The sequence below is a fragment of the Enterobacter sp. CFEC122 genome (genome assembly GCF_052983755.1).
In genome coordinates this window covers 1-26,333 of sequence record NZ_JBRIQR010000050.1, presented here as the reverse complement: position 1 = coordinate 26,333, position 26,333 = coordinate 1, and the positions used below count along the sequence as shown (strand labels likewise).

26 protein-coding genes are annotated in these 26,333 nt (G+C 57.0%); 17 read left to right on the top strand and 9 right to left on the bottom strand.

Going from position 1 to position 26,333, the window contains the following annotated elements:
- Window positions 1-254: 254 nt before the first annotated feature.
- From dinI to mdtH, 4 genes are all read right to left on the bottom strand, one after another.
- Complete coding sequence (dinI, locus tag ACVCAM_RS23460) at window positions 255-500, bottom strand: DNA damage-inducible protein I (protein ID WP_008500826.1); 246 nt, start codon at window positions 498-500, stop codon at window positions 255-257.
- Between the two features lie 74 nt (window positions 501-574).
- The gene (gene pyrC / locus ACVCAM_RS23455) at window positions 575-1,621 is read right to left on the bottom strand and encodes a dihydroorotase (protein WP_021240774.1); all 1,047 of its coding nucleotides are present in this window, start codon (window positions 1,619-1,621) and stop codon (window positions 575-577) included.
- Between the two features lie 127 nt (window positions 1,622-1,748).
- Window positions 1,749-2,309, bottom strand: coding sequence for a lipoprotein (locus tag ACVCAM_RS23450; RefSeq protein ID WP_008500824.1), 561 nt, complete (start codon window positions 2,307-2,309; stop codon window positions 1,749-1,751).
- A 123-nt stretch (window positions 2,310-2,432) separates the two neighbouring features.
- Window positions 2,433-3,641: a multidrug efflux MFS transporter MdtH gene (gene mdtH / locus ACVCAM_RS23445; protein ID WP_023292794.1), complete on the bottom strand. Its 1,209-nt coding sequence runs from the start codon at window positions 3,639-3,641 to the stop codon at window positions 2,433-2,435.
- 236 nt (window positions 3,642-3,877) lie between these two features.
- On the opposite strand from mdtH, the gene rimJ reads away from it, so the two are divergent.
- The 4 genes from rimJ (at window position 3,878) to murJ (ending at window position 7,713) form a co-directional block, all read left to right on the top strand.
- The gene (rimJ, locus tag ACVCAM_RS23440; protein WP_008500822.1) at window positions 3,878-4,462 is read left to right on the top strand and encodes a ribosomal protein S5-alanine N-acetyltransferase; all 585 of its coding nucleotides are present in this window, start codon (window positions 3,878-3,880) and stop codon (window positions 4,460-4,462) included.
- Between the two features lie 9 nt (window positions 4,463-4,471).
- Entirely contained in the window at window positions 4,472-5,122 is a 651-nt protein-coding gene (locus ACVCAM_RS23435) for a YceH family protein (protein ID WP_032651307.1), read from the top strand.
- A gap of 2 nt (window positions 5,123-5,124) precedes the next feature.
- The gene (locus tag ACVCAM_RS23430) at window positions 5,125-6,048 is read left to right on the top strand and encodes a Gfo/Idh/MocA family protein (protein WP_023292793.1); all 924 of its coding nucleotides are present in this window, start codon (window positions 5,125-5,127) and stop codon (window positions 6,046-6,048) included.
- A gap of 129 nt (window positions 6,049-6,177) precedes the next feature.
- Window positions 6,178-7,713 (top strand): murein biosynthesis integral membrane protein MurJ, encoded by a 1,536-nt coding sequence (murJ, locus tag ACVCAM_RS23425; protein WP_288449253.1) that lies wholly within the window; start codon window positions 6,178-6,180, stop codon window positions 7,711-7,713.
- Between the two features lie 59 nt (window positions 7,714-7,772).
- Here murJ and flgN read toward each other — a convergent pair whose 3' ends face one another.
- The 3 genes from flgN to flgA form a co-directional block, all read right to left on the bottom strand.
- Window positions 7,773-8,198: a flagella biosynthesis chaperone FlgN gene (gene flgN, locus ACVCAM_RS23420; RefSeq protein ID WP_008500818.1), complete on the bottom strand. Its 426-nt coding sequence runs from the start codon at window positions 8,196-8,198 to the stop codon at window positions 7,773-7,775.
- A 4-nt stretch (window positions 8,199-8,202) separates the two neighbouring features.
- Window positions 8,203-8,496 (bottom strand): flagellar biosynthesis anti-sigma factor FlgM, encoded by a 294-nt coding sequence (gene flgM / locus ACVCAM_RS23415; protein ID WP_008500817.1) that lies wholly within the window; start codon window positions 8,494-8,496, stop codon window positions 8,203-8,205.
- Window positions 8,497-8,589: 93 nt separating this feature from the next.
- Window positions 8,590-9,249 carry a flagellar basal body P-ring formation chaperone FlgA gene (flgA, locus tag ACVCAM_RS23410; protein WP_044596817.1) on the bottom strand — a complete coding sequence of 220 codons (660 nt, stop codon included), beginning with the start codon at window positions 9,247-9,249 and terminating at the stop codon, window positions 8,590-8,592.
- A 157-nt stretch (window positions 9,250-9,406) separates the two neighbouring features.
- Between flgA and flgB the strand changes: the two genes are divergently transcribed.
- The 11 genes from flgB (at window position 9,407) to flgL (ending at window position 19,261) form a co-directional block, all read left to right on the top strand.
- A complete protein-coding gene (gene flgB / locus ACVCAM_RS23405; RefSeq protein ID WP_008500815.1) occupies window positions 9,407-9,823 on the top strand; it encodes a flagellar basal body rod protein FlgB in 417 nt (138 codons plus the stop codon).
- A 3-nt stretch (window positions 9,824-9,826) separates the two neighbouring features.
- On the top strand, window positions 9,827-10,231 hold the full coding sequence (gene flgC / locus ACVCAM_RS23400; RefSeq protein WP_008500814.1) for a flagellar basal body rod protein FlgC: 405 nt from the start codon (window positions 9,827-9,829) through the stop codon (window positions 10,229-10,231).
- Window positions 10,232-10,242: 11 nt separating this feature from the next.
- The gene (gene flgD, locus ACVCAM_RS23395; protein WP_021240768.1) at window positions 10,243-10,953 is read left to right on the top strand and encodes a flagellar hook assembly protein FlgD; all 711 of its coding nucleotides are present in this window, start codon (window positions 10,243-10,245) and stop codon (window positions 10,951-10,953) included.
- Between the two features lie 26 nt (window positions 10,954-10,979).
- Entirely contained in the window at window positions 10,980-12,188 is a 1,209-nt protein-coding gene (gene flgE, locus ACVCAM_RS23390) for a flagellar hook protein FlgE (protein ID WP_008500812.1), read from the top strand.
- A gap of 20 nt (window positions 12,189-12,208) precedes the next feature.
- Window positions 12,209-12,964 carry a flagellar basal body rod protein FlgF gene (locus ACVCAM_RS23385; RefSeq protein ID WP_008500811.1) on the top strand — a complete coding sequence of 252 codons (756 nt, stop codon included), beginning with the start codon at window positions 12,209-12,211 and terminating at the stop codon, window positions 12,962-12,964.
- 11 nt (window positions 12,965-12,975) lie between these two features.
- Complete coding sequence (flgG, locus tag ACVCAM_RS23380; protein WP_008500810.1) at window positions 12,976-13,758, top strand: flagellar basal-body rod protein FlgG; 783 nt, start codon at window positions 12,976-12,978, stop codon at window positions 13,756-13,758.
- Window positions 13,759-13,815: 57 nt separating this feature from the next.
- A complete protein-coding gene (flgH, locus tag ACVCAM_RS23375) occupies window positions 13,816-14,514 on the top strand; it encodes a flagellar basal body L-ring protein FlgH (RefSeq protein WP_008500809.1) in 699 nt (232 codons plus the stop codon).
- A gap of 12 nt (window positions 14,515-14,526) precedes the next feature.
- Entirely contained in the window at window positions 14,527-15,624 is a 1,098-nt protein-coding gene (locus tag ACVCAM_RS23370) for a flagellar basal body P-ring protein FlgI (RefSeq protein ID WP_008500808.1), read from the top strand.
- Window positions 15,624-16,577, top strand: a complete 954-nt coding sequence (gene flgJ / locus ACVCAM_RS23365) for a flagellar assembly peptidoglycan hydrolase FlgJ (protein WP_021240767.1) — start codon at window positions 15,624-15,626, stop codon at window positions 16,575-16,577. The genes ACVCAM_RS23370 and flgJ overlap by 1 nt, the downstream gene beginning before the upstream one ends.
- A gap of 75 nt (window positions 16,578-16,652) precedes the next feature.
- Window positions 16,653-18,293 (top strand): flagellar hook-associated protein FlgK, encoded by a 1,641-nt coding sequence (gene flgK, locus ACVCAM_RS23360; RefSeq protein WP_008500806.1) that lies wholly within the window; start codon window positions 16,653-16,655, stop codon window positions 18,291-18,293.
- Between the two features lie 14 nt (window positions 18,294-18,307).
- Entirely contained in the window at window positions 18,308-19,261 is a 954-nt protein-coding gene (flgL, locus tag ACVCAM_RS23355) for a flagellar hook-associated protein FlgL (RefSeq protein WP_008500805.1), read from the top strand.
- A gap of 74 nt (window positions 19,262-19,335) precedes the next feature.
- Here flgL and ACVCAM_RS23350 read toward each other — a convergent pair whose 3' ends face one another.
- Window positions 19,336-20,550: an MFS transporter gene (locus ACVCAM_RS23350; protein ID WP_407223233.1), complete on the bottom strand. Its 1,215-nt coding sequence runs from the start codon at window positions 20,548-20,550 to the stop codon at window positions 19,336-19,338.
- A gap of 145 nt (window positions 20,551-20,695) precedes the next feature.
- On the opposite strand from ACVCAM_RS23350, the gene ACVCAM_RS23345 reads away from it, so the two are divergent.
- Window positions 20,696-21,598 carry a LysR family transcriptional regulator gene (locus ACVCAM_RS23345; protein WP_008500803.1) on the top strand — a complete coding sequence of 301 codons (903 nt, stop codon included), beginning with the start codon at window positions 20,696-20,698 and terminating at the stop codon, window positions 21,596-21,598.
- Between the two features lie 46 nt (window positions 21,599-21,644).
- Here the strand turns inward: ACVCAM_RS23345 and rne are convergent, their stop codons facing one another.
- Entirely contained in the window at window positions 21,645-24,764 is a 3,120-nt protein-coding gene (rne, locus tag ACVCAM_RS23340; RefSeq protein ID WP_025913005.1) for a ribonuclease E, read from the bottom strand.
- 572 nt (window positions 24,765-25,336) lie between these two features.
- On the opposite strand from rne, the gene rluC reads away from it, so the two are divergent.
- On the top strand, window positions 25,337-26,284 hold the full coding sequence (rluC, locus tag ACVCAM_RS23335; protein ID WP_021240761.1) for a 23S rRNA pseudouridine(955/2504/2580) synthase RluC: 948 nt from the start codon (window positions 25,337-25,339) through the stop codon (window positions 26,282-26,284).
- Window positions 26,285-26,333: the final 49 nt, after the last annotated feature.

Sequence of the window (26,333 nt, the reverse complement as noted above, 5' to 3'; positions counted from 1 at the left end):
TTAGAAGACAACGGCTTTGAGGTTCAATGCATGTTTTTCTGAAAGCAACTTCAGTATACCAAGTAATAAGGGTTCCGAAGGGAAAAATAAACAGGTGGCAACACATTTTTCTGCTTTTTAGGATTGTTCGAACAATAAAACACCATCTCGTTCACGATTTTTAAAGAAGATGCCGAATTATTTTGAACTTACAGGATTATGAGGCAAAAAAAAGCCGGGGCGACCCGGCAAAAAAACACAATGAGGGAGCAGTGTTAATCCGTGATGAACCAGTCGTCAGCGCTTTCCCACGTTTCCTGGAGGATTTCGCTGATGCGATCTTTATCTTCTTTTGCGGCGCCAATGACGGAGAGGTTGTTCGCCGCGGCGTAACGCACCGTGACGGCACCCGCGTTGTCGGGAAAGGTGTTGTTAATACGACGGGATAATTCGCCTGCCAGTGCATCAAGCGCGCCGGCAGGCAGAACGGTAGTTTTGGCTATGGTGACTTCAATACGCATAAATGCCCCCTGTGTAATATACTGGTTATTTATACAGTTATATTATCAGTTTGACAACAAGGGGCACTGATTTTTTAACGTTTTACCGTCCAGCTTACGGTTTCACCCGCCAGGAAGGGGATCAGCGTGTCGTCCGTCAGGGCAATGGACTCCTCAACGTGGCTCGCTTTACGCTCCAGTTCGATGAAGGTGTCGTTGACCGGCAGGCCGTAGAAGCGCGGGCCGTTAAGGGAGCAGAATGCTTCGAAATGTTCCAGCGCGTTCATCTCTTCAAACACGGTTGCGTAGCTGGCAAGCGCCGTTGGGGCGTTGAAGCAGCCCGCGCAGCCGCAGCTCGCCTCTTTACGATGGCGGGCGTGAGGCGCGGAATCGGTACCGAGGAACGCGCGGGAGAACCCGCTGGCGACCAGCTCGCGCAGCGCCTGCTGGTGGATGTTGCGCTTAAGAATAGGCAGGCAGTAGAGGTGAGGGCGCACCCCGCCCACCAGCATGTGGTTACGGTTAAACATCAGGTGCTGTGGCGTAATGGTGGCGGCGATAAGATCGTTGCCGTCACGCACGTACTCTGCCGCGTCTTTGGTGGTGATATGCTCGAAGACCACCTTCAGCGCCGGCAGGCGCTGGCGCAAAGGCTCCATCACGGTCTCGATAAAACGGGCTTCGCGGTCGAAAATGTCAATTTCGGCATGCGTTACTTCGCCGTGAACCAGCAGCGGCATACCCAGTTTCTGCATGCGTTCCAGCACCGGCATAATGGCATCAATGCTGGTGACGCCGTGGCTGGAGTTGGTGGTGGCATTCGCCGGGTAGAGTTTCGCTGCCGTAAAGACGCCTTCGTTAAACCCGCGCTCCACTTCGTTCGGATCCAGTGAATCGGTCAGATAGCAGGTCATCAACGGGGTAAAATCGTGTCCCGCAGGAACGGCGTCGAGAATGCGCTGGCGATAGGCTATCGCGGCATCGACGGTGGTGACTGGTGGCACCAGGTTAGGCATGACAATCGCGCGGCCATAAATTTCGCTGGTATAAGGCACGACGGTTTTCAGCATATCGCCATCACGCAGATGGATATGCCAGTCGTCAGGGCGGCGGATTTTAAGAACCTGGGGTTGTGCAGTCATGGAAGCTCCGGCTTGTCAGGAATCAGTCATAAGGATGGCTGTTTTTGCCGGACACAAATCATAAGCGGAAACGTTTTCGTTTGCACACTTTTCCGTGAAAAAAAAGGGCGCCGCAGCGCCCTTCAGGTTAATCGGTGAAAGGAATGATAATTTCGCCCGGTTTCACCTCTATGCCTTTTGCATATTTTTTCGCCAGAGCTTCACCCTTGCTTTTGTCTTCACTTAAGACGTACGCGGGCTGCTGGTTAAAGTAATTCCGCAGCGACTGATTCAGATAGGGCATCAGGGTTTGCAGAACCGGCGCCATCTTGTCCGGAGACACCTTCGCGTCGACCACTTCCATCTCCTGCAGGAAAATCGCCCCTTTCTCTTTGTTGAAAACAGGCAGTGCCTTCAGCTTGAGCTTGATGTTGGCTTTCTGATTGCCAAAGAGGGAGGACATATCGAGGTCCGCATCACCGGCCAGGGTGACTTTGTTTGGCTCTTCACGTCCGATTTGACTGGTGAGGTTTGTGAGCACGATATGCGCATCGGCAAGACCCGGTACGCCAATGTCTTTCGAGAAATTGTTATGTTTTTCCAGCGCCTGATTAATTTCCTGTTCACTGACGGTGTATTGCGTGAGCTGGTTACAGCCAACCAGCAGGCCGCTGACAATCAATGCCGCGGCTAAGACAATTTTCTTCATAGTGTTCCTCAACGAAAAATCGGCGCTTCTGTCCTGTTACGCCAGTATGTCAGCGTGAATGGGCAGAAACCAGCAGAAAAAACTGAGAAGTGGGGCGGGAAGGGCTCCCGCCCGAGGGAAAGGCTACGCGCCGGGCTCGAGCATGCCGCTTGCGCTGCGTTTCTGGCTGAACTGCCACCACAGGGCGAGTAGCGTCATAAAGCCCACCACGCCCAGCATCATCCACGGAAGTTCAGGTTGATTTAACGCTTTGCCAGCATCAAACAACCAGCCGCCGCCGGCGTAACCTAATGCCCCGCCAAGCGCCAGCCCCAGTCGGCTGAACCCCATATAGCTGCCGCGTGCACGCGCATCCGCAAGCGAGGCGCTCAGCGTTTCGCGGGCAGGCTCGGCGATGATCGAGCCAATATAGAACGTGCAAATCAGCGTAAACAGCTGCTGGAGCGTGTTCACCAGGCCGATCGGCATCATGCTCAGCGTCATCAGGAACAGTCCGGCCATCAGGCGATGCTCCAGGCGAAAACGCCGCTCGCTCCAGCGGGCAATCGGATAGAGGAGCGTTAACGACAGGCAGGCTTCGATGGCGTACATCCATTTCACCGCTGCAGGGGTACCTGCAATGTCGTTAACCATGATCGGCAGCATCAGCATGACCTGCACGGCCAGCATGTAATATCCCGTCAGGGTCAACACATAGGTGACAAAACGTCTGTCGCGCAGGACGCGGCCCAGCCCTTCCCGAACCGGCGCTTTCACCGTTGACAGTTTCCACGCCGGCAGGAACAGGCCATTAAACAGCGCGCACAGCATAAAGAGCACCGCCCCAGCCGCGCAGACCAGACGGAAATCATACTGCAGCAGCCAGCTTCCCAGCAGGGCGCCGATAACCGCCCCGGCGCTGTCCTGCATCATCAGAATCGAGAAGAAACGGCCGCGGTGCTGCGGGCGAATCAGCTTTACCACCAGCGCGGTGCGGGGCGGATCGAACAGCGTGCCCCCGATACCGGAGAGGAAACAGGAGAACCAGAGTAGCCAGGGCTCCTGGGCGACCGCCATCGTGGCAAACCCTGCCGCGCGCAGCAGCATACCGGTGACGATCATCGGTTTCGCGCCAAAGCGGTCGGCGATAGCCCCGCCAAAGACGCCCAGGCCCTGCTGGACAAACTGGCGTAGCCCCAGGGCAATGCCGACCATTAATGCCGCCCAGCCCATCTGATCGACAAAGCGGATCGAAATAAGCGGAAAAACGACAAAAAAGCCGAGCACGACCAGCATGTTATCGACGAGCAGGAAATATTTACCCAGGCTCCTGGCCTGTGATACGCGGGACATTTTCCCTCCAGGGAAAATAAGATGGTGAGCACGCTAACATTCTGCGGTGTCGCCGCGTTTTTTCCCACCCCTGCACGTGACAATATTTTTTTATCAAAAGGGTGCTTTGATAGAGAGTTCTCATCGAAAAATGTGAAAAGAGGTGAAAATGGTATGTCACTGTTTTCACAGACGGCGCAGGCGCAGGTATAGTAAAGCTAATGGGCAAGCTGAAGTGACGGGAAGGAGTGGTATCGATGTTTGGCTATCGCAGTAATGTGCCAAAAGTGCGTCTGACAACGGACAGGCTGGTCGTTCGTCTGGTGCATGAGCGTGATGCCTGGCGTCTGGCGGATTATTACGCCGAGAATCGCCAGTTTTTAAAACCCTGGGAACCCGTTCGGGATGAGAGCCATTGTTACCCTTCCGGCTGGCAGGCGCGCCTCAGCATGATTACGGAATTTCACAAGCAGGGCAGCGCGTTTTATTTCGCGCTGCTGGATCCTGAAGAGAAAGAGATTATCGGGATCGCCAATTTTTCAAACGTGGTGCGGGGATCGTTTCACGCCTGCTACCTGGGCTACTCCATCGGCCAGAAGTGGCAGGGGCAGGGGCTGATGTACGAGGCGCTGACGGTAGCGATCCGCTATATGCAACGCACCCAGCACATTCATCGCATTATGGCGAACTATATGCCGCATAACCAGCGCAGCGGAAATCTGCTGGCGCGTTTAGGGTTCGAAAAAGAGGGTTACGCCAAAGACTATCTGCTGATAGACGGAGAGTGGCGCGACCACGTTCTGACGGCATTAACCACCCGGGACTGGACTGCAGGTCGTTAAGGAGAAAAGATGAAGTATCAGCTAAACGGTACAGAAGCGCGCGTGATTGGGTGCTTACTCGAAAAACAGGTCACCACGCCGGAGCAGTATCCGCTCTCCGTCAACGCCGTGACCATGGCCTGCAACCAGAAAACCAACCGCGAGCCGGTGATGAACCTCAGCGAGCATGAGGTTCAGGACGTGCTGGATGCGCTGGTCAAACGCCACTATCTGCGCACCGTCAGCGGCTTCGGCAACCGCGTGACCAAATACGAACAGCGCTTCTGTAACTCCGAATTTGGTGACCTGAAGCTGAGCAGTGCGGAAGTGGCGGTCATCACCACGCTGTTGCTGCGCGGAGCGCAGACGCCGGGAGAACTGCGCACGCGCGCTTCCCGTATGCATGAGTTCAGCGATATGCAGGAGGTCGAGCAGACCCTCGAAGGGCTGGCCGCGCGTGAAGACGGTCCTTACGTGGTGCGTCTGGCGCGCGAGCCGGGCAAGCGTGAAAGCCGCTATATGCACCTGTTCAGCGGTGACGTTGATAGTTCAGTTAAATCCAGCGCAACTGACATAACGGCCGTAGATGATGATTTGGTTGCCCGCGTAGAGGCGCTGGAAGACGAGGTCGCCGGGCTGAAACAGCGTCTGGATGCCCTGCTGGCACATTTGGGAGACTGACGGTGAAAAAATTACGCATTGGCGTAGTAGGGCTGGGCGGTATTGCACAAAAAGCCTGGCTGCCGGTTCTGGGGGCAGCGACGGACTGGACGCTGCAAGGGGCATGGTCACCCACGCGCGAGAAGGCCGAGCGGATCTGCGAAACCTGGCGTATGCCGTATGCGGCATCGCTTCAGGATCTGGCCCGCGAGTGCGATGCGGTCTTTGTGCATACCTCAACGTCTACCCACTATCAGGTCGTGAGCGAGCTGCTCAATGCGGGCGTTCACGTTTGCGTGGATAAACCGCTGGCGGAAAATGTTCCGGACGCGGAACGCCTGATTGAGCTGGCGGCGCGTAAAAAACTGACGCTGATGGTCGGCTTCAACCGCCGCTTCGCGCCCCTTTACCAGCAGCTTAAGGCACAGTCGGGCACGCTTGCCTCGCTGCGGATGGATAAACACCGCACGGACAGCATCGGGCCAAACGATCTGCGCTTCACGCTGCTGGATGATTATCTCCACGTTGTGGATACGGCGCTGTGGCTCGCCGGTAGCAACGCGCAGCTGCAAAGTGGCACGCTGCTCACGAACGAGCAGGGTGAAATGGTCTACGCAGAACACCATTTCGCGATTGACCATCTGCAGATCACGACCAGCATGCATCGTCGTGCCGGCAGCCAGCGAGAATGCGTCCAGGCCGTCACCGACGGGGCGTTGTACGACATTACCGACATGCGTGAATGGCGGGAAGAGAAGGGCAGCGGCGTGATGACGCTCCCCGCGCCTGGCTGGCAGAGCACGCTTGAACAGCGCGGTTTTGCCGGTTGCGCCCGCCATTTCATCACCTGCGTGCAAAATCAGACGGTTCCTGAAACGTCCGGCGAGCAGGCCATCATGGCGCAGCGCATTGTGGAAAGGCTCTGGCGCGAGGCCATGAGTGAATAACTCGCTGTAACATCTGCGGATAGTAATTCGTTGAAATCCGGGTAGACTAAGCGCCGCTTGTAGGCTTTGCCGGGTGGCGCTTACGCTTGCCCGTCCTGGAAATCCGTATGGTTCTGGAAATTCACGTTAATGAACTTATTAAAATCGCTGGCGGCCGTCAGCTCGATGACCATGTTTTCCCGCGTGCTGGGTTTTGCGCGCGACGCCATTGTGGCAAGGGTATTTGGTGCAGGGATGGCCACGGACGCCTTTTTCGTCGCGTTCAAATTACCGAACCTGCTGCGTCGTATTTTTGCGGAGGGGGCGTTTTCTCAGGCATTCGTCCCGATCCTGGCAGAATATAAAAGCAAGCAGGGTGAGGACGCCACGCGCGTCTTTGTGTCTTATGTCTCCGGCCTGCTGACGCTGGCGCTGGCGGTGGTGACCGTCCTCGGGATGCTGGCCGCGCCCTGGGTGATTATGGTGACCGCGCCCGGCTTTGCCGATACGGCCGACAAGTTTGCCCTGACCTCGCAGCTGTTGCGCATTACTTTCCCCTATATTCTGCTGATCTCGCTGGCCTCGCTGGTGGGGGCGATCCTCAATACCTGGAACCGCTTCTCTGTACCGGCGTTTGCGCCGACGTTTCTTAACGTCAGCATGATCGGCTTTGCCCTGTTCGCCGCCCCGCACTTCAACCCGCCGGTGCTGGCGCTGGCCTGGGCGGTCACCGTCGGCGGAGTGCTGCAGCTGGCGTATCAGCTGCCGCACCTGAAAAAAATCGGCATGCTGGTGCTGCCGCGCATCAACCTCAAAGATGCCGGGGCGATGCGCGTCATCAAGCAGATGGGGCCCGCCATTCTCGGCGTCTCCGTCAGCCAGATCTCGCTGATTATCAACACCATCTTTGCCTCGTTCCTGGTATCCGGCTCGGTTTCCTGGATGTACTATGCCGACCGCCTGATGGAGTTTCCGTCCGGGGTGCTGGGCGTGGCGCTGGGGACCATCCTGCTGCCGTCGCTGTCGAAAAGTTTTGCCAGCGGCAATCATGATGAGTATTGCCGCCTGATGGACTGGGGCCTGCGTCTCTGCTTCCTGCTGGCCCTGCCAAGCGCGGTGGCGCTGGGTATTCTGGCCAAACCGCTGACGGTGTCGCTCTTCCAGTACGGGAAATTCACCGCCTTCGATGCCGCCATGACCCAGCGCGCGCTGATTGCCTACTCGGTGGGACTGATGGGGCTGATCGTGGTGAAAGTGCTGGCGCCGGGCTTTTACTCGCGTCAGGACATCAAAACGCCGGTAAAAATTGCCATCGTGACGCTGATTATGACGCAGCTGATGAACCTGGCGTTTATTGGTCCGCTGAAACATGCCGGCCTGTCATTATCGATTGGTCTCGCGGCCTGTCTGAATGCCGGCCTGCTGTACTGGCAGCTGCGCAAGCAGGATATTTTCACGCCGCAGCCGGGTTGGGGCAGTTTCCTGGTGCGTCTGATCGTTGCGGTACTGGTGATGTCTGCCGCGCTGCTTGGCATGATGCACGTGCTGCCGGAGTGGTCCCTGGGCACGATGCCTTATCGCCTGATGCGCCTGATGGCCGTGGTGTGCGTTGGTGTGGTGGCGTACTTTGCCACGCTCGCGGTGCTGGGTTTCAAAGTAAAAGAGTTTGCCCGCCGGACGGCATAAACGCCAAAAGGGGAGTTCACCTCATGGTGCTCCCCACTGCATGATTAGTCGCTTATGCGTCAAATCGAAATCTTTTTCACACCTGCAATACGCGCCGTCGCCGTCTGACCATCCGCACCGTACAGACCGGTTTCTTTATGCGGTTTCAACACCTCAAGCGCCTGCTGATTACGCTCAATCTGCCCTTCCAGTAGCCAGCCGTTATGCTGGTTAAGATCGCGCAGGTGCTGGGTTTTTTCAGTAATGGTCTGCCAGCGCTCAATAATATCGTCATTGGCGCTGCGCTTAGGATCTTGCTCAGCGCGTCGCTGCTGCTCCAGATAATCCAGCGTTGCCAGAAGCGAACTTTTGTCTTCAGTAATACGCTGCAGCGCGCTGCCGTTGATGTGACCGGAAGAGAGATGCTGCTGTTCAGCGTCCATTACCGTTTTCAGGTCGTTCAGGACAACCGTCATTTGATCCAGTATTTCTGACAGTCGACTCATACGGTTAGTTACTCTGTAAGAAACTCTGTGCTTCCTGAATCAGGGCGTCAGCGATTTTGCTGGTGTCCATTTTCAGCTCACCGTTACGAATAGCTGTTTTCAGCGCTTCAACACGTTCCATATTGATATCGTTGCTGCCCGGCTGCATCAGTTTTGCCTGCGCGTCGCTCAGGGTCACGCTGGTGCTGTTGGACGTTGACGGTTTTTCCAGGCGCGTTTTCTGCGCCGTTGCGTCATTCGTTTCGCGAGGTTGTACAGCGCTTACCGGCTTCAGGGCTGATGTACGATCAATGCTCATAGTGTTGTCCTCATCGAGGGTTCGCGGCGTTTGCGCCTGACATCATCATTAGTGGAATATTTATCGGCACGCGCCGCGAAATCTTTAAAAAGATTATAGGTTAATCAGAATTTTCCCATCAGCATCGACGGTTCCGCTCACCACCTGGCCTGAGGACATTCTGACGCGGGCGTTTTGCGCCACCGCGGCATTGTTCAACGCTTTCCCTTCACTGTTGATGCTAAAGCCATCTCCGTTGGCCACCACCATCACCTGTTGGCCTGCTTTTACCCGCCATGCCTGACGCAGCATGGAGATCTGTATCGGCTGGCCTGGCGCGACGTCGCGCAGGCTGACGGCGTCCTGTGCCTGGTTAATATCCAGCATGGTGCGTGGCGGCAGCTGATCCAAACGGCCGCGCTTCAAGGTCACGCTGTTTGTCTGCAGTACGCTGCCGCGCGCAATGGGCACGGCGGCGACAACATAATTGCCCGTCGCCTGAACGGCAACCTGTAAATAGCGTTTTTCGTTGGCGCAGCGTGCCAGCACGTTCACATTCCCCCAGAGCTTTGTGAACCCTACCACGCTGAAGGACGGCTGGTCGCACGTCGGGTACAGATTCGGTGGCGTGCGCACGGTAACGGTCACGTCATCGCTAAAGCCTGCCAGTTTTTCAGCAAAAAAAGCCGTTAGCCGATCCTGTATCCCTTCAGCCTGCGCCAGAGGGCTTAACAGCAAGAGAGCCGCCACCAGACCACGTTTTAACGTTTGCATCGCAAGTTCCACCGTTTCCAGAGTTGAACGAATTCTACCTGCAGTGGTTTTGCATCAACGGAATAAATAGCGACGCATTTTGCGCTTATTCCGTCGATAGGGGAGACCGGGTGAGATTTAAGCTGTGAACTGAAATTTTGCCATCAGCGGAGGAGACATGCTCGATAAACTCGACGCCGCGTTACGTTTTCAGCAGGAAGCGCTCAACTTACGCGCCCAGCGGCAGGAGATTTTAGCCGCCAATATCGCTAACGCCGATACCCCGGGGTATCAGGCGCGCGATATTGATTTTTCCAGTGAACTCAAAAAGGTGATGGAGCGTGGACGTGCCGAAGGAACGGGTGTTGCACTTGCCATGACATCCTCTCGCCATATTCCTGCTCAGGCGATGACCGCGCCAGCGACCGATTTACTTTATCGCATTCCCGATCAGCCCTCACTCGACGGTAACACCGTGGATATGGACCGGGAGCGTACCCAGTTTGCCGACAACAGCCTGAAATACCAGACGGGTCTGACCGTACTCGGCGGACAAATCAAAGGCATGATGAACGTCCTGCAGGGGGGGAATTGATAGATGGCCTTGCTGAATATTTTTGATATCGCCGGTTCGGCGTTAACCGCACAGTCCAAGCGCCTGAACGTGGCCGCCAGTAACCTCGCGAACGCCGACAGCGTCACCGGACCCGACGGCCAGCCTTATCGTGCCAAACAGGTTGTCTTTCAGGTCGATGCTGCGCCAGGCGCGGCGACGGGCGGCGTGAAGGTCTCGGATGTGGTGGAGAGCCAGGCCCCGGACAGACTGGTGTATGAGCCGGGTAACCCACTGGCGGATGCCAGCGGATACGTGAAGATGCCAAACGTGGATGTGGTGGGTGAGATGGTGAACTCCATGTCGGCTTCCCGTAGCTACCAGGCCAACGTCGAAGTGCTTAATACCGTGAAGAGCATGATGCTCAAAACACTCACTCTCGGCCAGTAAAGGAGACATGCATGTCCATCGCCGTAAATGTGAATGATCCGACGAACTCGGGTGTTAACAACACAAAGAGTACGACGGGTTCTAACTCCCTGACGGGGAGTAACGCCGCCGATCTTCAGGGCAGCTTTCTGACGCTGCTGGTGGCGCAGCTTAAGAACCAGGACCCCACTAACCCGATGCAGAACAACGAACTGACCACGCAGCTTGCGCAGATCAGCACCGTTAGCGGCATTGAGAAACTCAACACCACCCTTGGTTCCGTCTCTGGACAGATTAATAGCGCCCAGTCTCTGCAGGCGGCAAGCCTGATTGGCCACGGGGTGATGATCCCGGGAACCACGATTCTGGCAGGCACCAGCACTACCGAAGGCAACACCACAACGACCACAACGCCGTTTGGCGTTGAGCTGCAGCAGGCGGCGGAGAAAGTTACCGCAACCATTACCGACAGCAACGGCACGGTTGTGCGCACCATTGATATCGGCGAGCTGAAGGCGGGCGTTCACACCTTTACCTGGGACGGCAGCCTGACCGACGGCACGAAAGCGCCAAACGGTGCTTACAAAGTCGCGATCAGCGCCAGCAACGGGACGACCCAGCTGGTGGCGCAGCCGCTGCAGTTCGCGCTGGTCCAGGGCGTGATTAAAGGAAGCGACGGCAACAAACTGGATTTGGGAACCTCTGGTTCCACCACACTCGACGAAGTTCGGCAGATTATCTAAGCCTTAACACTTATCAGGAGTAAGTCATGGCCTTTTCTCAAGCGGTCAGCGGCCTGAATGCTGCGGCCACCAACCTGGACGTCATTGGCAACAACATCGCCAACTCCGCGACCTATGGTTTTAAATCCGGTTCTGCTTCCTTTGCAGACATGTTTGCCGGTTCCAAAGTCGGCCTGGGCGTGAAAGTTGCGGGCATCACGCAGGACTTTAGCGACGGCACCACCACCAACACCGGTCGTGGCCTGGACGTTGCCATCAGCCAGAACGGTTTCTTCCGTATGGTCGACTCCAACGGCTCTGTGTTCTACAGCCGTAACGGCCAGTTCAAGCTGGACGAAAACCGTAACCTGGTGAACATGCAGGGGATGCAGTTAACCGGTTATCCGGTTGCCGGGACGCCATCAACGGTTCAGACCGGGGCGAACCCACAGGTCATTAATATCCCAACCACGTTGATGGCCGCGAAGTCCACCACCACGGCTTCCCAGCAGATTAACCTGAATTCCACCGATACCGCGCCGACCACCGCCTTTGATCCGGCTAACCCGGACACGTACAACAAAAAAGGTACGGTGACCGTCTTTGATAGCCAGGGTAATGCGCACAACATGAACCTGTTTTATGTCAAAGATGCGACCCCGGCTAACTCCTGGAAAGTGTATGCCCAGGACGGTAGCGTCGCAGGCAGCACGGCGGCACTCGCCACCACGCTGACCTTCGATAATAACGGTACGCTGACCGGTGGTGGAAATATCAACATCACTACCGCGACCATCCCAGGTGCGACGCCAGCGACCTTCGCCATGAGTTTTGCTAACTCCATGCAGCAGAACACCGGTGCGAACAATATCGTCGCGACCAGCCAGAATGGTTTTAAACCAGGCGACCTGGTGAGCTACCAAATCAATGACGACGGCACTGTGGTCGGTAACTATTCCAATGAGCAGACCCAGGTTCTGGGCCAGATCGTGCTGGCAAACTTCGCCAACAACGAAGGTCTGAAATCGGAAGGCGACAACGTCTGGTCTGCCACCCAGTCCTCCGGCGTGGCGCTGCTGGGTACTGCCGGAAGCGGTAACTTCGGCACGCTGACCAACGGTGCGCTGGAAGCCTCTAACGTCGATCTGAGTAAAGAGCTGGTGAACATGATCGTCGCGCAGCGTAACTATCAGTCGAACGCGCAGACCATCAAAACCCAGGATCAGATCCTCAACACGCTGGTTAACCTGCGTTAAGCGGCTAACAGGAAAGCGCAATGGATCACGCAATATATACCGCGATGGGCGCGGCAAGTCAGACGCTCAATCAGCAGGCCGTTACCGCCAGCAACCTGGCAAACGCCTCCACGCCGGGCTTTCGCGCGCAGCTTAATGCGCTGCGCGCGGTGCCGGTAGAAGGACTTTCCCTGCCGACCCGTACGCTGGTGACCGCATCAACCCCTGGCGCCGATATGACGCCAGGGCAGATGGATTACACCTCACGCCCGCTGGACGTGGCTCTGCAGCAGGACGGCTGGCTGGCGGTGCAAACGGCGGACGGTAGCGAAGGCTATACCCGTAACGGGAACATCCAGGTGAGCGCGACGGGCCAGCTGACGATTCAGGGGCATCCGGTGATGGGGGAAGCGGGTCCGCTGACCGTACCGGAAGGCTCTGAGCTGACTATCGCTGCGGACGGCACCATTTCGGCGCTCAACCCTGGCGACCCGGCCAATACCGTTGCGCCCGTCGGTCGTCTGAAGCTGGTTAAGGCGGAAGGCAAAGAGGTGCAGCGTGGCGACGACGGCATGTTCCGTCTGACCCAGGCGGCGCAGGCGACGCGGGGTGCCACCTTACAGGCCGATCCGAGCATCCGCGTGATGTCCGGTGTTCTGGAAGGCAGTAACGTCAAGCCGGTCGAAGCCATGACCGACATGATCGCCAGCGCCCGTCGTTTTGAAATGCAGATGAAGATCATCAGCAGCGTCGATGAAAACGCGGGCAAGGCTAACCAACTTCTGGCTATGAGCTAACAGGATTCCTTATGATCAGTTCTTTATGGATCGCGAAAACTGGCCTGGACGCCCAGCAAACCAATATGGACGTGATTGCCAACAACCTGGCAAACGTGAGCACCAATGGTTTCAAGCGTCAACGCGCCGTTTTCGAAGATTTGCTTTATCAAACCATCCGCCAGCCGGGCGCGCAGTCTTCTGAACAGACGACGCTGCCATCGGGCCTGCAGATCGGTACCGGTGTTCGTCCGGTGGCGACCGAGCGTCTGCACAGCCAGGGCAACCTGTCTCAGACCAACAACAGCAAAGACGTGGCGATCAAAGGCCAGGGCTTCTTCCAGGTGCAGCTGCCTGACGGGACTTCTGCCTACACCCGCGACGGCTCGTTCCAGGTCGATCAGAACGGCCAGCTGGTGACGGCGGGCGGTTTCCAGGTTCAGCCTGCGATTACCATCCCGGCGAACGCCCTGAGCATAACCATCGGACGTGACGGTGTGGTCAGCGTAACCCAGCAGGGGCAGGCTGCGCCGGTTCAGGTTGGGCAGCTCAACCTGACCACCTTCATGAACGATACCGGTCTGGAAAGCATTGGTGAGAACCTCTACACCGAGACGCAATCCTCCGGGACGCCAAATGAGAGCACCCCGGGCCTGAACGGCGCGGGCCTGCTGTATCAGGGCTATGTTGAAACCTCCAACGTGAACGTGGCGGAAGAGCTGGTGAATATGATCCAGGTTCAGCGCGCGTATGAAATTAACAGTAAAGCAGTGTCGACGACCGACCAGATGCTGCAGAAACTGACGCAACTCTAAGGTGTAGCCCGGTGCGGTAAACGCCGCGCCGGCTCCCTGTTTTCGAAGATGAAGGCAATGCAAAAAAACGCGGCGTTTCGTTATCCGATTCTGACTGTTCTGGCCGTCACCCTCAGCGGGTGTGCCTGGATCCCGTCTAAACCTTTGGTCCAGGGTGCGACGACTGCGCAACCCGTTCCTGGCCCTGCGCCAGTAGTCAACGGCTCCATTTTCCAGACCGCGCAGCCGATTAATTACGGCTATCAGCCGCTGTTTGAAGATCGCCGCCCGCGTAACGTCGGCGATACATTGACCATTGTGCTGCAGGAAAACGTCAGCGCGAGCAAGAGCTCGTCGGCGAACGCCAGCCGTGATGGCAAAACGAATTTTGGCTTCGATACCGTTCCGCGCTACCTGCAGGGACTGTTCGGCAACGCGCGTGCTGATGTCGATGCCTCTGGCGGCAACACCTTTAACGGTAAAGGTGGCGCGAACGCCAGCAACACCTTCAGCGGCACGCTGACGGTCACGGTTGACCAGGTACTGGTTAACGGCAACTTACACGTTGTGGGTGAAAAACAGATCGCCATCAACCAGGGCACTGAATTCATTCGCTTCTCGGGCGTGGTTAACCCTCGCACCATCAGCGGCACCAACACCGTTCCGTCCACCCAGGTGGCGGATGCGCGCATTGAGTACGTCGGTAACGGCTACATTAATGAAGCGCAAAATATGGGTTGGCTGCAGCGCTTCTTCCTTAACTTATCGCCGATGTAAGCGAGGTGACCCATGTTTAAATCGATCTTCGCCGTGGCGCTCGCGCTGGTGGCTACCTTTGCCCAGGCTGACCGTATTCGCGATCTCACCAGCGTTCAGGGCGTGCGTGAAAACTCGCTGATTGGCTATGGCCTGGTGGTGGGGCTGGACGGTACCGGTGACCAGACGACCCAGACCCCCTTTACCACCCAAAGTCTGAACAACATGCTTTCCCAGCTCGGCATTACCGTGCCGGCGGGAACTAACATGCAGCTGAAAAACGTGGCGGCAGTAATGGTCACCGCGTCCTACCCGGCGTTTGCGCGTCAGGGACAGACCATTGACGTGGTGGTCTCCTCAATGGGTAACGCCAAAAGCCTGCGCGGCGGTACGCTGCTGATGACTCCGCTGAAAGGCGTCGACAGCCAGGTTTATGCGCTGGCGCAGGGGAACATTCTGGTCGGCGGTGCGGGTGCATCCGCAGGCGGAAGCAGCGTGCAGGTAAACCAGCTCAACGGCGGACGGATTACCAACGGGGCGATCATTGAGCGTGAACTGCCGACCCAGTTTGGCGCGGGCAACACCATTAACCTGCAGCTCAATAATGAAGACTTCACGATGGCGCAGCAGATTGCCGATACCATCAACCGCAGCCGTGGCTACGGTAATGCCACGGCACTCGATGCGCGCACCGTGCAGATCCGTACCTCCACCGGCAGCAGCAACCAGGTGCGCATGCTGGCCGATATCCAGAATATGGAAGTGAACGTTCCGGTCCAGGATGCGAAGGTGATCATCAACTCCCGTACCGGCTCGGTGGTGATGAACCGGGAAGTGTCGCTCGACAGCTGTGCCGTGGCGCAGGGGAACCTGTCGGTGACGGTGAACCGCTCCGCTAACGTCAGCCAGCCGGACACGCCGTTTGGCGGTGGTCAGACGGTGGTAACCCCGCAAACGCAGATTGATTTACGTCAGAGCGGTGGGTCTTTACAGAGCGTGCGATCAAGCGCCAACCTGAACAGCGTGGTGCGCGCCCTGAACGCCCTGGGCGCAACGCCGATGGATCTGATGTCCATTCTGCAATCCATGCAAAGCGCGGGCTGCCTGCGCGCCAAACTGGAAATCATCTAATGCTGACCGATAGCAAATTGTTGACCAGTGCAGCCTGGGACGCCCAGTCGCTCAACGAACTGAAAACCAAAGCAGGTAAAGACCCGGCGGCGAATATCCGCCCGGTCGCCCGCCAGGTGGAAGGGATGTTTGTACAGATGATGCTGAAGAGCATGCGCGAAACCCTGCCGAAAGACGGGATGTTCAGCAGCGATTCAACGCGTCTCTACACCAGCATGTATGACCAGCAGATTGCGCAGCAGATGACCGCCGGGAAAGGCCTCGGTCTGGCTGACATGATTGTCAAGCAGACCGAAGCGGCGCAGGGCATTCAGCCTCAGGATCAGCCGCAGCAGGTACCGATGAAGTTCGACCTGGAAACGGTGACCAGCTATCAGAACCAGGCTCTGACGCAAATGGTGCGTAAAGCCATGCCGAAAGCCACGGGCAGCGGCGATGAGCCGCTCTCCGGTGACAGCAAAGACTTCCTGGCGCAGCTTTCTCTGCCGGCACGCCTTGCCAGCGAACAGAGCGGCGTGCCGCATCACCTGATTCTGGCGCAGGCTGCGCTGGAGTCGGGCTGGGGTCAGCGCCAGATCCGCAAGGAAAACGGCGAACCGAGCTTCAACATCTTCGGCGTGAAGGCCACCTCCAGCTGGAAGGGGCCAACCACGGAGATCACAACCACCGAATACGAGAACGGTGCGGCGGTGAAGGTCAAAGCCAAATTCCGCGTCTACAGCTCGTATCTGGAAGCGTTGTCCGATTATGTTGGCCTGCTGAGCCGAAATCCGCGCTATACCGCCGTGACGCAGGCGGCGACGGCGGAGCAGGGCGCTCAGGCGCTGCAAAACGCGGGCTACGCGACCGACCCGAACTATGCGCGTAAGCTCACCAGCATGATCCAGCAGCTGAAATCCATGGGCGAGAAGGTCAGCAAAGCCTATAGCACAGATATTGAAAATCTGTTCTGAAAGTTCTCAAGTCCCGGTGGAGGTTGCCGATAACCTTCATCAGGACTCGTGTCTGAACGTATAAAAGGAACCCCCATGTCCAGTTTGATTAACAGCGCCATGAGTGGCCTCAGTGCTGCGCAGTCGGCACTCAATACCGTCAGTAATAATATTTCAAGCTATAACGTGGCAGGCTATACCCGCCAGACCACGGTGCTGGGCGCATCTAACAGCACGCTGACCGGCGGTGGCTGGGTGGGTAACGGGGTGTATGTCTCCGGTGTCCAGCGTGAGTATGACGCCTTCATCACCAATCAGCTGCGCGCCGCGCAGACGCAGAGCAGCGGCCTGACGACGCGCTACCAGCAGATGTCAAAAATCGACGATGTGCTCTCCGATACCACCAACTCGCTCTCCACCACGCTGCAGGACTTCTTCAAAAGCCTGCAAACGCTGGTGAGCAACGCGGAAGATCCGGCGGCGCGTCAGACGGTGCTGGGTAAAGCGGGCGGTCTGGTCAATCAGTTCAAAACCAACGATCAGTATCTTCGTGACCAGGATACGCAGGTGAATACCGCGATTTCAACCAGCGTGTCGCAGATCAACAACTACGCCAAACAGATTGCCAATCTGAACGATCAGATTTCCCGTCTGACCGGCGTCGGTGCGGGCGCATCGCCTAACGATCTGCTTGACCAGCGCGATCAGCTCGTCAACGAGCTGAACAAAATCGTCGGCGTGGAAGTGTCTGTGCAGGATAGCGGCACGTATAACATCTCTTTCGGCAACGGTTACAGCCTGGTGCAGGGCAGCAAAGCTAACCAGCTGGCTGCCGTGAAGTCGAGTGCCGATCCGGCTCGTACCACCGTGGCCTATGTCGATGACGTGGCCGGGAACGTAGAGATCCCGGAAAAGATGATCACCACCGGTTCTTTGGGCGGTTTACTGACCTTCCGCACGGAAGATCTGGATAAAGCTCGTAACACCCTGAACCAGATGGCGCTGGCCTTTGCCGATTCGATGAACACGCAGCATGAGGCTGGCTTTGACGCTAACGGTGATGCGGGCGGTAAGCTGTTCAACTTTGGTTCTCCGGCGGTGCTGTCCAACAGCAAGAACGGCGGATCGGCGGTTGTTACGGCCTCTGTGACGGACAGCAAGCAGGTCCAGGCGACAGACTATAAGCTGCAGTTCAACGGCACTGACTGGACGATCACCCGTACATCAGACAAAACCAGCTTTACGATGAGCCCGGATGCCAGCGGCAACCTGTCGTTTGATGGTCTTAACGTCAACGTGAGCGGCACGGCAAATACCAAAGACAGCTTTACCGTGAAGCCGGTTTCCGACGTCATCATGAACATGGATCTGGCGATCAGCGACGAGTCCAAACTGGCGATGGCGTCCGTGCAGAACGGCGGCGAAAGTGATAACCGTAATGGCCAGAAACTGCTTGATCTTCAAAACGCGAAAGTTGTGGGTGGGAATAAAACCTTTAACGATGCGTATGCCTCTCTCGTCAGTACAGTCGGTAGCTCAACGGCGTCACTGAAGGTGAGCAGCCAGACGAAAGCGAATGTGGAAACGCAGTTAATCAAGCAGCAGCAGACCATCTCTGGGGTAAACCTCGACGAAGAGTATGGCAATTTGCAGCGTTATCAGCAGTATTACCTGGCGAACGCCCAGGTTCTCCAGACTGCCAGTACGCTCTTCGATGCAATTATCAACATTCGTTAAGGTTGAGGTGAATAATGCGTATTAGCACCCAGATGATGTATGAGCAGAACATGCGCGGGATCACCGATTCCCAGAGCAGATGGTTGAGCTACGGTGAGCAGATGTCCACCGGTAAGCGCGTTAACCGTCCTTCGGACGATCCTATCGCCGCGTCGCAGGCCATCGTTCTGTCACAATCGCAGTCGCAAAACAGCCAGTTCGCGCTTGCACGTACCTTCGCCACGCAAAAAGTCTCGCTGGAAGATAACGTGTTAACGCAGGTGAACACCGCGCTCTCAAGCGTGCGCGAGAAGCTCGTTTATGCGTCGAACGGCACATTAAGCGATGACGACCGCCTTTCTCTGGCGACCGATATTCAGGGGATCCGCGATCAGCTTATGAACCTGGCCAACACGACGGATGGTAATGGTCGCTTTATCTTTGCGGGATACAAAACCGAGAGTGCACCGTTTGATGCGGCGACCGGGGATTATAACGGCGGCGCAGAAGCCATCACGCAGCAGGTTGATACGGCGCGAAATATGACCATTAGCCATACCGGGCAGCAGATTTTTGAAAGCATTACCAGTAATGCGGAAGAGCTGCCGGGCGGTGGATATGGCCAGACGAACATGTTCAAAATCCTGGATTCTGCCATCGCGTCGCTGAAGACGCCGATTGAGAACGATCCGGCTGCTGCAACGGCGCAAAGCCAGGTGATTGCCAATGCGCAAATCGGCATCAAAAACTCCCAGAACAATATCCTGACGGTCGTCGCGGATGTGGGCACCAAGATGAACGAGCTGGAAAAACTCGATACGCTGGGCGATGACCGCGCGCTGGGCCAGACCAAGCAGATGAGCGACCTGGTGGATGTCGACTGGAACGAAGCGATTTCCTCTTACACCATGCAGCAGGCGGCCTTGCAGGCGTCTTATAAAGCGTTTAGCGATATGCAGGGCATGTCTCTGTTCCAGCTGAACAAATAACATCTTGACCTCTTAGAACATGTCTTGAAACTGGGCATGTTTTGCTGCCCAATCCGTCTGGATTGGGCATTTTTTTATGCGACTTCTGCCGTTACTGAGGCGACACGCGCGCTTTCTATCAGACGGATGACCAGCGCAATGACGCCACAGACGGTGGCCAGTGCGACCACACCCGTCCAGCCAGCCAGCGAGTAGATATTGCTGCCTAACGCGGACCCCAGCGCCATCCCGATAAAGACGACCGTAAAGAGCAGGGCGTTGAGACGACCACGCGCCTGCGGTTCAAGGCTGTACACCAGGTTCTGATGGGCGACCAGGCTGGACTGCAGGCCCAGGTCGAACCCGACGGCAGAGATGGCGATCAGCATCAGCTGCCCATGAACGCCCAGCGCGGGCATCAGGAACATCAAGGCGAAAGAGACGGTCACAAGAACGGCACCAAGCTGCGTGACTTTTCCTGCCCCCAGTTTGTCCGCCAGCCCCCCCGCCAGTGGGGCAGCTAACGCACCCGCGGCACCGGCAATACCAAAACCACCTGCGACGGCACTACCCAGGTGATAGCGTTCCAGCAGCATGACCGCAAGCGTTGACCAGAAGGCGCTAAAGGCAATCGACAGGAAACCCTGAGCCAGCGCCGCGCGGCGCAGCGCCGGGTAGCGACGCCACAGGTGTTCCATCGAGCGCATCAGCGCGGGGTAGCTCAGCGTGGAGTGAATGGCAAAACGGGGAAGTACAAACCACATCATTACCCCGATGAACGCAATGCTCGCCGCTGCCAGCTGGTACATGACGCGCCAGCCAAACGCTTCGCCCACCACGCCGCTCACGGTTCTTGATAATAAGATACCCATCAGCAGCCCGGTCATTACCGTGCCCACGGTTTTCCCCTGTTTACCTTCCGGCGCAAGGATGGCCGCGGCAGGGACGATATCCTGTGCCATGGTGGCGGCCATGCCGATAAGCAGGCTTGCCAGCAGCAGGGAATGGATCTGCCCGGTCAGGCTACAGCCGAGAAGAAACAGCGCCAGCGCCGCGCTTTTGATCAAAATTAACGTCCTGCGGTCGTGGCGATCGCCCAGAGGAAGCAGGAACAGGATGCCAAGCGCGTAGCCTGCCTGCGTTAATGTTGGCACCAGGCCCATACCTTCAATACTCAAATGCAGGTCGGCACCCATCAGCGGCAGCAGAGGCTGGGCATAATAGATTGCTGCCACGCTGAAACCTGCACCGATCGCCAGCATTAAAATCACCCAGCGGCTCACGGCATGGGCGGCGGTTGTTGTGTTCATAAGAAGTTCCTCATTCATCGTGTGAGGCTATTTTTTATCAGCACGCCTTGCGACGGTAGCGGGCCCGGTGGTAAAACGCTTATACGTTGAACGTATAAGTGAAAATGCGATGAAAAGAGCTGAGCGTATAGACAGGGTTGAGCTAATGCGGACGTTTGTCCGCATTGTTGAGGCGGGTTCGCTCTCTGCGGCGGCGCGGCAGCTGGCAACAACCCAGGCCACGGTAAGCCGACGGCTGCAGTCGCTTGAAACCATGCTGGGCGTGCGCCTGTTGTTGCGCACCACCCACACGACGCGGCTAACGGATGACGGCGAGCGCTGCTATCAGCACGCCCGTCGGGTGATTGACAGCTGGCTGGCGCTGGAGGATGAGGTGGGGCAGACGGAAGATGAGCCTGTAGGCGTGCTGCGGGTGCGGGCGCCGCACGCGTTTGGTCAGGATCAGCTTCTGAAACCCGTAACCGAATTTTTGCAACGCTATCCGCAGCTTTCGATTGAGTGGATGCTCAACGATCGGTCGGCGGATTTCCTCGGCGACAACCTTGACTGTGCTATTCGGGTGGGCGTGGAGGTCGATCCGGCAACCGTATCCGTACTGCTGGCGGAGGTGCCGCGCTCGGTGGTGGCTTCTCCGGCTCTGCTGGCCCGCTTCCCGGCGGTGAATACGCCGGAGGATTTGCAGCAGTTTCCCTGGATAGCCATCAGCTCTTTCTACCAGCGCCACGTGGAGCTTTTTCACGATGCCTCATCCGCCACCGCGCGGATTGCTATTACGCCACGGCTCAGCACCGACAGCCTGTATGTCGCACGCAATACGGCACTTACCGGCCTTGGCGTGGCCGTGGTATCCAGCTGGACGGTACAGGACGATATTCGGGAAGGGCGGCTGGTGCATTTGCTGCCCGAGTGGCAGCCCGCGGCGCTACCGGTACATCTGGTCTATCCCTGGTCCCGTTATTATCCGGCACGCTTGCGGCGATTTCTGGAGTTGATGCGGCAGGTCATGCCGGAGGTGACCGGGATGAGAAAGCCTGTTCAGCAGCCATAAAAAAGCCGACCCAAGGGTCGGCTTTTTACTTCAGTGTCGTTTGTCGTTATTCGACAGACTGTGGACGCGTTGCCGGTGCAGTCGCCTGATGCGTTGCACTGTGACCACCGGCTGCGCCTTTACCTTCGAAGCTGAAGGCCGGGCGAACCCAGTCGCTGTGACGCGGCGCTTCAGGCACGTAATCCGGCGCCGGGGCGCGGGTCATTGGTGCTGTCGCTACGTGGGCAGCGGCTGGCGCAGAAACAACCGGCTCAGGCTTCACTTCTGGCGCTTTCGGCTCTTCAACAACCGGTTCAACCTGAATCTCAACATCCTGAACGACCTCTTCAGCGGTGGTTTCGACGAGGGTTTCAGCGGCTTCTTCTACCGCGGCTACAGGTTCAGCCTCTTCAGCGATTTCCTCAGCCACCACGACATCTTCTTCAGCAATAAGCTGCGGTGCGGCATCAACCGGCGCGGCAATCACTTCCGGATGCGTGGTTTCGACGTCCGCGGCCTGAGGTGCTTCAGTTTCAACAACCTGAGGTTCAACTACGGTTGCCGTTTCAGTCACGACCTCTTCTACCGCTGCTACAGGTGCAATGACCTCTTCCGTTACCGGCTGTTCTTCAACAACCTGCTCCGGGCGAGCAATAGGGTAGCGGATCCAGACTTTGCCGGAAGCCATTTCTGGTGAAGCACAGGCAACGGTCAGCGGCATTGGAGACTGAGTCGGGTACCGCTCGTCACGATAGCGACGACGGCGCTGACCGCTGACGCGCAGATGACGTGGGGAACGACGTGAACGGCGCGGCATACCGGCGTTATCACGGTTTTCACCGTTTTCATCCTGCTCAATGTTGTTATCAACGACCGCTGGCAGGTCAACTTTTGCCAGCTGCGTACCGGTTGCGCTCTCGCGAGTTTCAACCGCAACGTTTGCTGTCTCTTCGGTTGCTTCAGAGGCGAAGCGGACTTTCTGAGCAAGCTGGCGCTGCTTACGGCGCGGCATGACCTGAGTACGTTCTTCCTGCTCGCCGTCCTGCTGTTCAACAGGCTCTTCGCGGTTCAGGTTTTTGACTTCCTGCTGTGCCTGACGTTTCTCGTCGTTACGGCGACGGTTGCGTTCACGGCGCGGCTGCTGGTCGTCACGCTGTTTGCTCTTCTCAGACTCATCGCCCGCCTGCTGGCGAATTTCACGATCTTCAACATTCTGCTGCTGTTTCTCGCGACGGTTGCGACGGTTGTCTTCGCGTTGCTCACGGCCTTCGTTATTGTCAGAGCGGTTGTCACGGTTGTCACGACGCTCGTTGCGCTCATTACGATCGCTACGGTCATTACGGTCGCGGCGGTTGTTCTGACGCTTACGGCGGTCCTGCTGACGTTCAGGCTTGGCCGCTTTTGGCTCTTCTTTCGGCTGCTCTGGCTGAACTTCCTCACCGGCAAACATCTTCTTCAGCGCGCCGAAGAAGCGGCTCAGCAGACCCGGCTGCGCAGGCTGGGCTTTCGCGGCCGTCGCTTCTGGTTTCTGCGCCGCAGGTTTGGCCGCTGGTTTTTCCAGGGCGGCTTCCGGTGGGGCTTCTGGCATGATGAAGGTCGCTAACGCAGGCTGCTCTGGCAGCTTACGCTCTGCTGGCTCGTCATCAGATGGCAGGGCCATCTCTTCTTCGTGCAGCTTCGGCAGCAGGTAGCTGAGCGTTGACGTCTCTTCGCCTTTACGGACACGCAGCACGTGGTAGTGCGGGGTTTCCATCTGATCGTTTGGCACGATGATGCAGCGAACACCACCCTGACGTGCTTCAATGGCACTGACCGCAGCACGTTTTTCGTTCAACAGGTAGGACGCAATTGGCACAGGCACAATCGCGTGAACCTCTTTGGTATTCTCTTTCAGCGCTTCTTCTTCAATCAGACGCAGGATAGAGAGGGACAGCGATTCGTTATCACGCACGGTGCCGGTGCCGGAGCAGCGTGGGCAGACGTGATGGCTGGACTCACCCAGCGATGGGCTCAGACGCTGACGGGACATCTCCAGCAGGCCAAAGCGTGAGATATGGCTAATCTGAATACGCGCACGATCCTGACGCACCGCTTCGCGCAGACGGTTTTCTACCGCACGCTGGTGACGTACAGGGGTCATGTCGATGAAGTCGATAACAATCAGACCACCCAGGTCGCGCAGGCGGAGCTGGCGGGCGATTTCATCAGCGGCTTCAAGGTTAGTGTTGAAGGCGGTCTCTTCGATGTCGCCACCGCGGGTTGCACGCGCGGAGTTGATGTCGATAGCGGTCAGCGCTTCAGTGGTATCGATAACGATAGAACCGCCGGATGGCAGACGCACTTCACGCTGGAAGGCGGACTCAATCTGGGATTCGATCTGATAGTGGCTGAACAGCGGGATTTCACCGGTGTAGAGCTTAATTTTGCTGGTGAAATCCGGACGGCCCAGCGCGGCGATGTGCTGGCGCGCCAGCTCAAGCACTTTCGGGTTATCGATCAGAATCTCACCGATGTCCTGACGCAGGTAGTCACGGAAGGCACGCACGATCACGTTGCTTTCCTGGTGGATCAGGAACGGAGCAGGGCGGCTTTCCGCTGCTTTCTGGATGGCTTCCCAGTGCTTCAGACGGAAGCTGAGGTCCCACTGCAGCGCTTCGGCGGATTTCCCGACGCCTGCGGTACGCACGATAAGCCCCATGCCGTCAGGCAGTTCAAGGCTTGCCAGCGCTTCTTTCAGCTCGGTACGGTCATCACCTTCGATACGGCGAGAGATACCACCCGCACGCGGGTTGTTTGGCATCAGCACCAGATAGCTCCCCGCCAGGCTGATAAAGGTTGTCAGTGCGGCACCTTTGTTGCCACGCTCTTCTTTATCAATCTGAACGATAACTTCCTGACCTTCACGCAGAACATCTTTGATGTTTGGGCGGCCATGGGCGTTGTAGTTTGCAGGGAAATATTCGCGGGCGATTTCTTTCAGAGGGAGGAAACCATGACGCTCAGCACCGTAATCGACAAATGCAGCTTCAAGGCTTGGTTCAATGCGGGTGATTTTGCCTTTGTAAATGTTCGCTTTTTTCTGTTCGTGTCCGGGACTTTCGATATCCAGATCGTACAGGCGCTGCCCATCCACAAGGGCGACACGCAACTCTTCTTGCTGAGTTGCGTTGATTAACATTCTTTTCATCGTAACTTACTCGTTATTCTTACATTGACGACAAAGCTGCGGGCAAGGTGACGCTTTCCGGGGTATGAACCGATGGCCTCGTGTCTGTTCACGTCGCCAACCTCACGGTTGTCGCTCGCTTAAGAGGCGCAGAGTGTCGGTTGCCTGTGTTTCATACGGAAACACAGCGCAATTATCAGGGGAATTGCCTGGGTAGAACTCTCCAGAGAACAATCCTTATACCGGGAAGTACTGCAACCCGCAGCCCGCTAACTGCCTGAAAGATCAATACGTCTTACGCCATTGCTGCGTGGATGATCGGTCAGACAAAATTGGTCATTCCGTCGACATCCTTACAAAACCCGGATTTAACGCGGAAAACGACCTCATTATTCCACTGCTCGCCGGGTTATAGCAAGATGACTTTTACCAATTATCACCCGGTTACTCACAGTTTCTTCACCTCAAGGTGGTGATTGGTTTAATAACCACCAAATCGATTGCGTGAAACGGGGCGCAGGCCGGATAAAAGTAAATATAAGCATAGAAAAATGAGTGGCGCTAATGGCTGACGATATTTAGAATCGCCAACCATGAAAACAGAGACTCCAGCCGTAAAAATGGTTGCCATCGCCGAAGATGAAGCGGGGCAACGTATCGATAACTTTTTGCGCACCCAGTTGAAAGGGGTGCCAAAGAGCATGATTTACCGCATCCTGCGTAAGGGCGAAGTGCGGGTGAACAAAAAACGCGTGAAGCCCGAGTACAAACTCGAGGCGGGCGATGAAGTGCGTATTCCGCCGGTGCGCGTGGCAGAGCGTGAAGAAGAGACCGTTTCACCGAAGCTACAGAAAGTGGCGGCCCTGAGCGATGTCATCCTTTATGAAGATGACCACATTCTGGTGCTGAATAAACCGTCAGGAACGGCAGTCCATGGCGGTAGCGGCCTGAGCTTCGGTGTGATTGAAGGGCTCCGCGCCCTGCGCCCGGAAGCGCGTTTCCTTGAACTGGTTCACCGTCTTGACCGTGACACCTCTGGCGTGCTGCTGGTAGCGAAAAAACGTTCTGCGCTGCGTTCCCTGCATGAACAGCTGCGTGAAAAAGGGATGCAGAAAGACTACCTGGCGCTGGTGCGCGGCCAGTGGCAGTCCCATGTAAAAGTGGTGCAGGCGCCGCTGCTAAAGAACATTCTGCAAAGCGGCGAGCGTATTGTCCGCGTCAGCCAGGAAGGGAAACCGTCTGAGACGCGCTTTAAGGTTGAAGAGCGCTATGAGTTTGCCACGCTGGTGCGCTGCAGTCCGGTGACCGGCCGTACCCACCAGATCCGCGTACATACGCAGTTTGCAGGGCACCCCATCGCGTTTGATGATCGCTATGGCGACCGCGAGTTTGATAAGCAGCTGGCGGGGACGGGACTGTCGCGTCTGTTCCTGCATGCGGCAGCGCTGAAATTTACCCACCCAAATACCGGTGAAGTCATCCGTATTGAAGCGCCGCTGGATGAGCAGTTGAAACGCTGCCTGAAGGTTCTGCGCGGCTGATTTTGCCCGGCGGCGCTGCGCTTGCACGGGCCTACGGTTTTGTAGGCCG

Excerpts from the sequence above, each read along its gene's own strand:
- ACVCAM_RS23450 (WP_008500824.1), bottom strand. The coding sequence starts at position 2,309 with ATGAAGAAAATTGTCTTAGCCGCGGCATTGATTGTCAGCGGCCTGCTG.
- flgM (WP_008500817.1), bottom strand. The coding sequence starts at position 8,496 with ATGAGCATTGATCGTACATCAGCCCTGAAGCCGGTAAGCGCTGTACAA.
- ACVCAM_RS23345 (WP_008500803.1), top strand. The coding sequence starts at position 20,696 with ATGCGGACGTTTGTCCGCATTGTTGAGGCGGGTTCGCTCTCTGCGGCG.
- flgD (WP_021240768.1), top strand. The coding sequence starts at position 10,243 with ATGTCCATCGCCGTAAATGTGAATGATCCGACGAACTCGGGTGTTAAC.
- flgN (WP_008500818.1), bottom strand. The coding sequence starts at position 8,198 with ATGAGTCGACTGTCAGAAATACTGGATCAAATGACGGTTGTCCTGAAC.
- pyrC (WP_021240774.1), bottom strand. The coding sequence starts at position 1,621 with ATGACTGCACAACCCCAGGTTCTTAAAATCCGCCGCCCTGACGACTGG.
- flgE (WP_008500812.1), top strand. The coding sequence starts at position 10,980 with ATGGCCTTTTCTCAAGCGGTCAGCGGCCTGAATGCTGCGGCCACCAAC.
- flgA (WP_044596817.1), bottom strand. The coding sequence starts at position 9,249 with ATGCAAACGTTAAAACGTGGTCTGGTGGCGGCTCTCTTGCTGTTAAGC.
- flgJ (WP_021240767.1), top strand. The coding sequence starts at position 15,624 with ATGCTGACCGATAGCAAATTGTTGACCAGTGCAGCCTGGGACGCCCAG.
- flgH (WP_008500809.1), top strand. The coding sequence starts at position 13,816 with ATGCAAAAAAACGCGGCGTTTCGTTATCCGATTCTGACTGTTCTGGCC.
- flgK (WP_008500806.1), top strand. The coding sequence starts at position 16,653 with ATGTCCAGTTTGATTAACAGCGCCATGAGTGGCCTCAGTGCTGCGCAG.
- mdtH (WP_023292794.1), bottom strand. The coding sequence starts at position 3,641 with ATGTCCCGCGTATCACAGGCCAGGAGCCTGGGTAAATATTTCCTGCTC.
- flgL (WP_008500805.1), top strand. The coding sequence starts at position 18,308 with ATGCGTATTAGCACCCAGATGATGTATGAGCAGAACATGCGCGGGATC.
- dinI (WP_008500826.1), bottom strand. The coding sequence starts at position 500 with ATGCGTATTGAAGTCACCATAGCCAAAACTACCGTTCTGCCTGCCGGC.
- ACVCAM_RS23370 (WP_008500808.1), top strand. The coding sequence starts at position 14,527 with ATGTTTAAATCGATCTTCGCCGTGGCGCTCGCGCTGGTGGCTACCTTT.
- murJ (WP_288449253.1), top strand. The coding sequence starts at position 6,178 with ATGAACTTATTAAAATCGCTGGCGGCCGTCAGCTCGATGACCATGTTT.
- flgG (WP_008500810.1), top strand. The coding sequence starts at position 12,976 with ATGATCAGTTCTTTATGGATCGCGAAAACTGGCCTGGACGCCCAGCAA.
- ACVCAM_RS23350 (WP_407223233.1), bottom strand. The coding sequence starts at position 20,550 with ATGAACACAACAACCGCCGCCCATGCCGTGAGCCGCTGGGTGATTTTA.
- ACVCAM_RS23385 (WP_008500811.1), top strand. The coding sequence starts at position 12,209 with ATGGATCACGCAATATATACCGCGATGGGCGCGGCAAGTCAGACGCTC.
- ACVCAM_RS23435 (WP_032651307.1), top strand. The coding sequence starts at position 4,472 with ATGAAGTATCAGCTAAACGGTACAGAAGCGCGCGTGATTGGGTGCTTA.
- flgB (WP_008500815.1), top strand. The coding sequence starts at position 9,407 with ATGCTCGATAAACTCGACGCCGCGTTACGTTTTCAGCAGGAAGCGCTC.
- rimJ (WP_008500822.1), top strand. The coding sequence starts at position 3,878 with ATGTTTGGCTATCGCAGTAATGTGCCAAAAGTGCGTCTGACAACGGAC.
- rne (WP_025913005.1), bottom strand. The coding sequence starts at position 24,764 with ATGAAAAGAATGTTAATCAACGCAACTCAGCAAGAAGAGTTGCGTGTC.
- rluC (WP_021240761.1), top strand. The coding sequence starts at position 25,337 with ATGAAAACAGAGACTCCAGCCGTAAAAATGGTTGCCATCGCCGAAGAT.
- flgC (WP_008500814.1), top strand. The coding sequence starts at position 9,827 with ATGGCCTTGCTGAATATTTTTGATATCGCCGGTTCGGCGTTAACCGCA.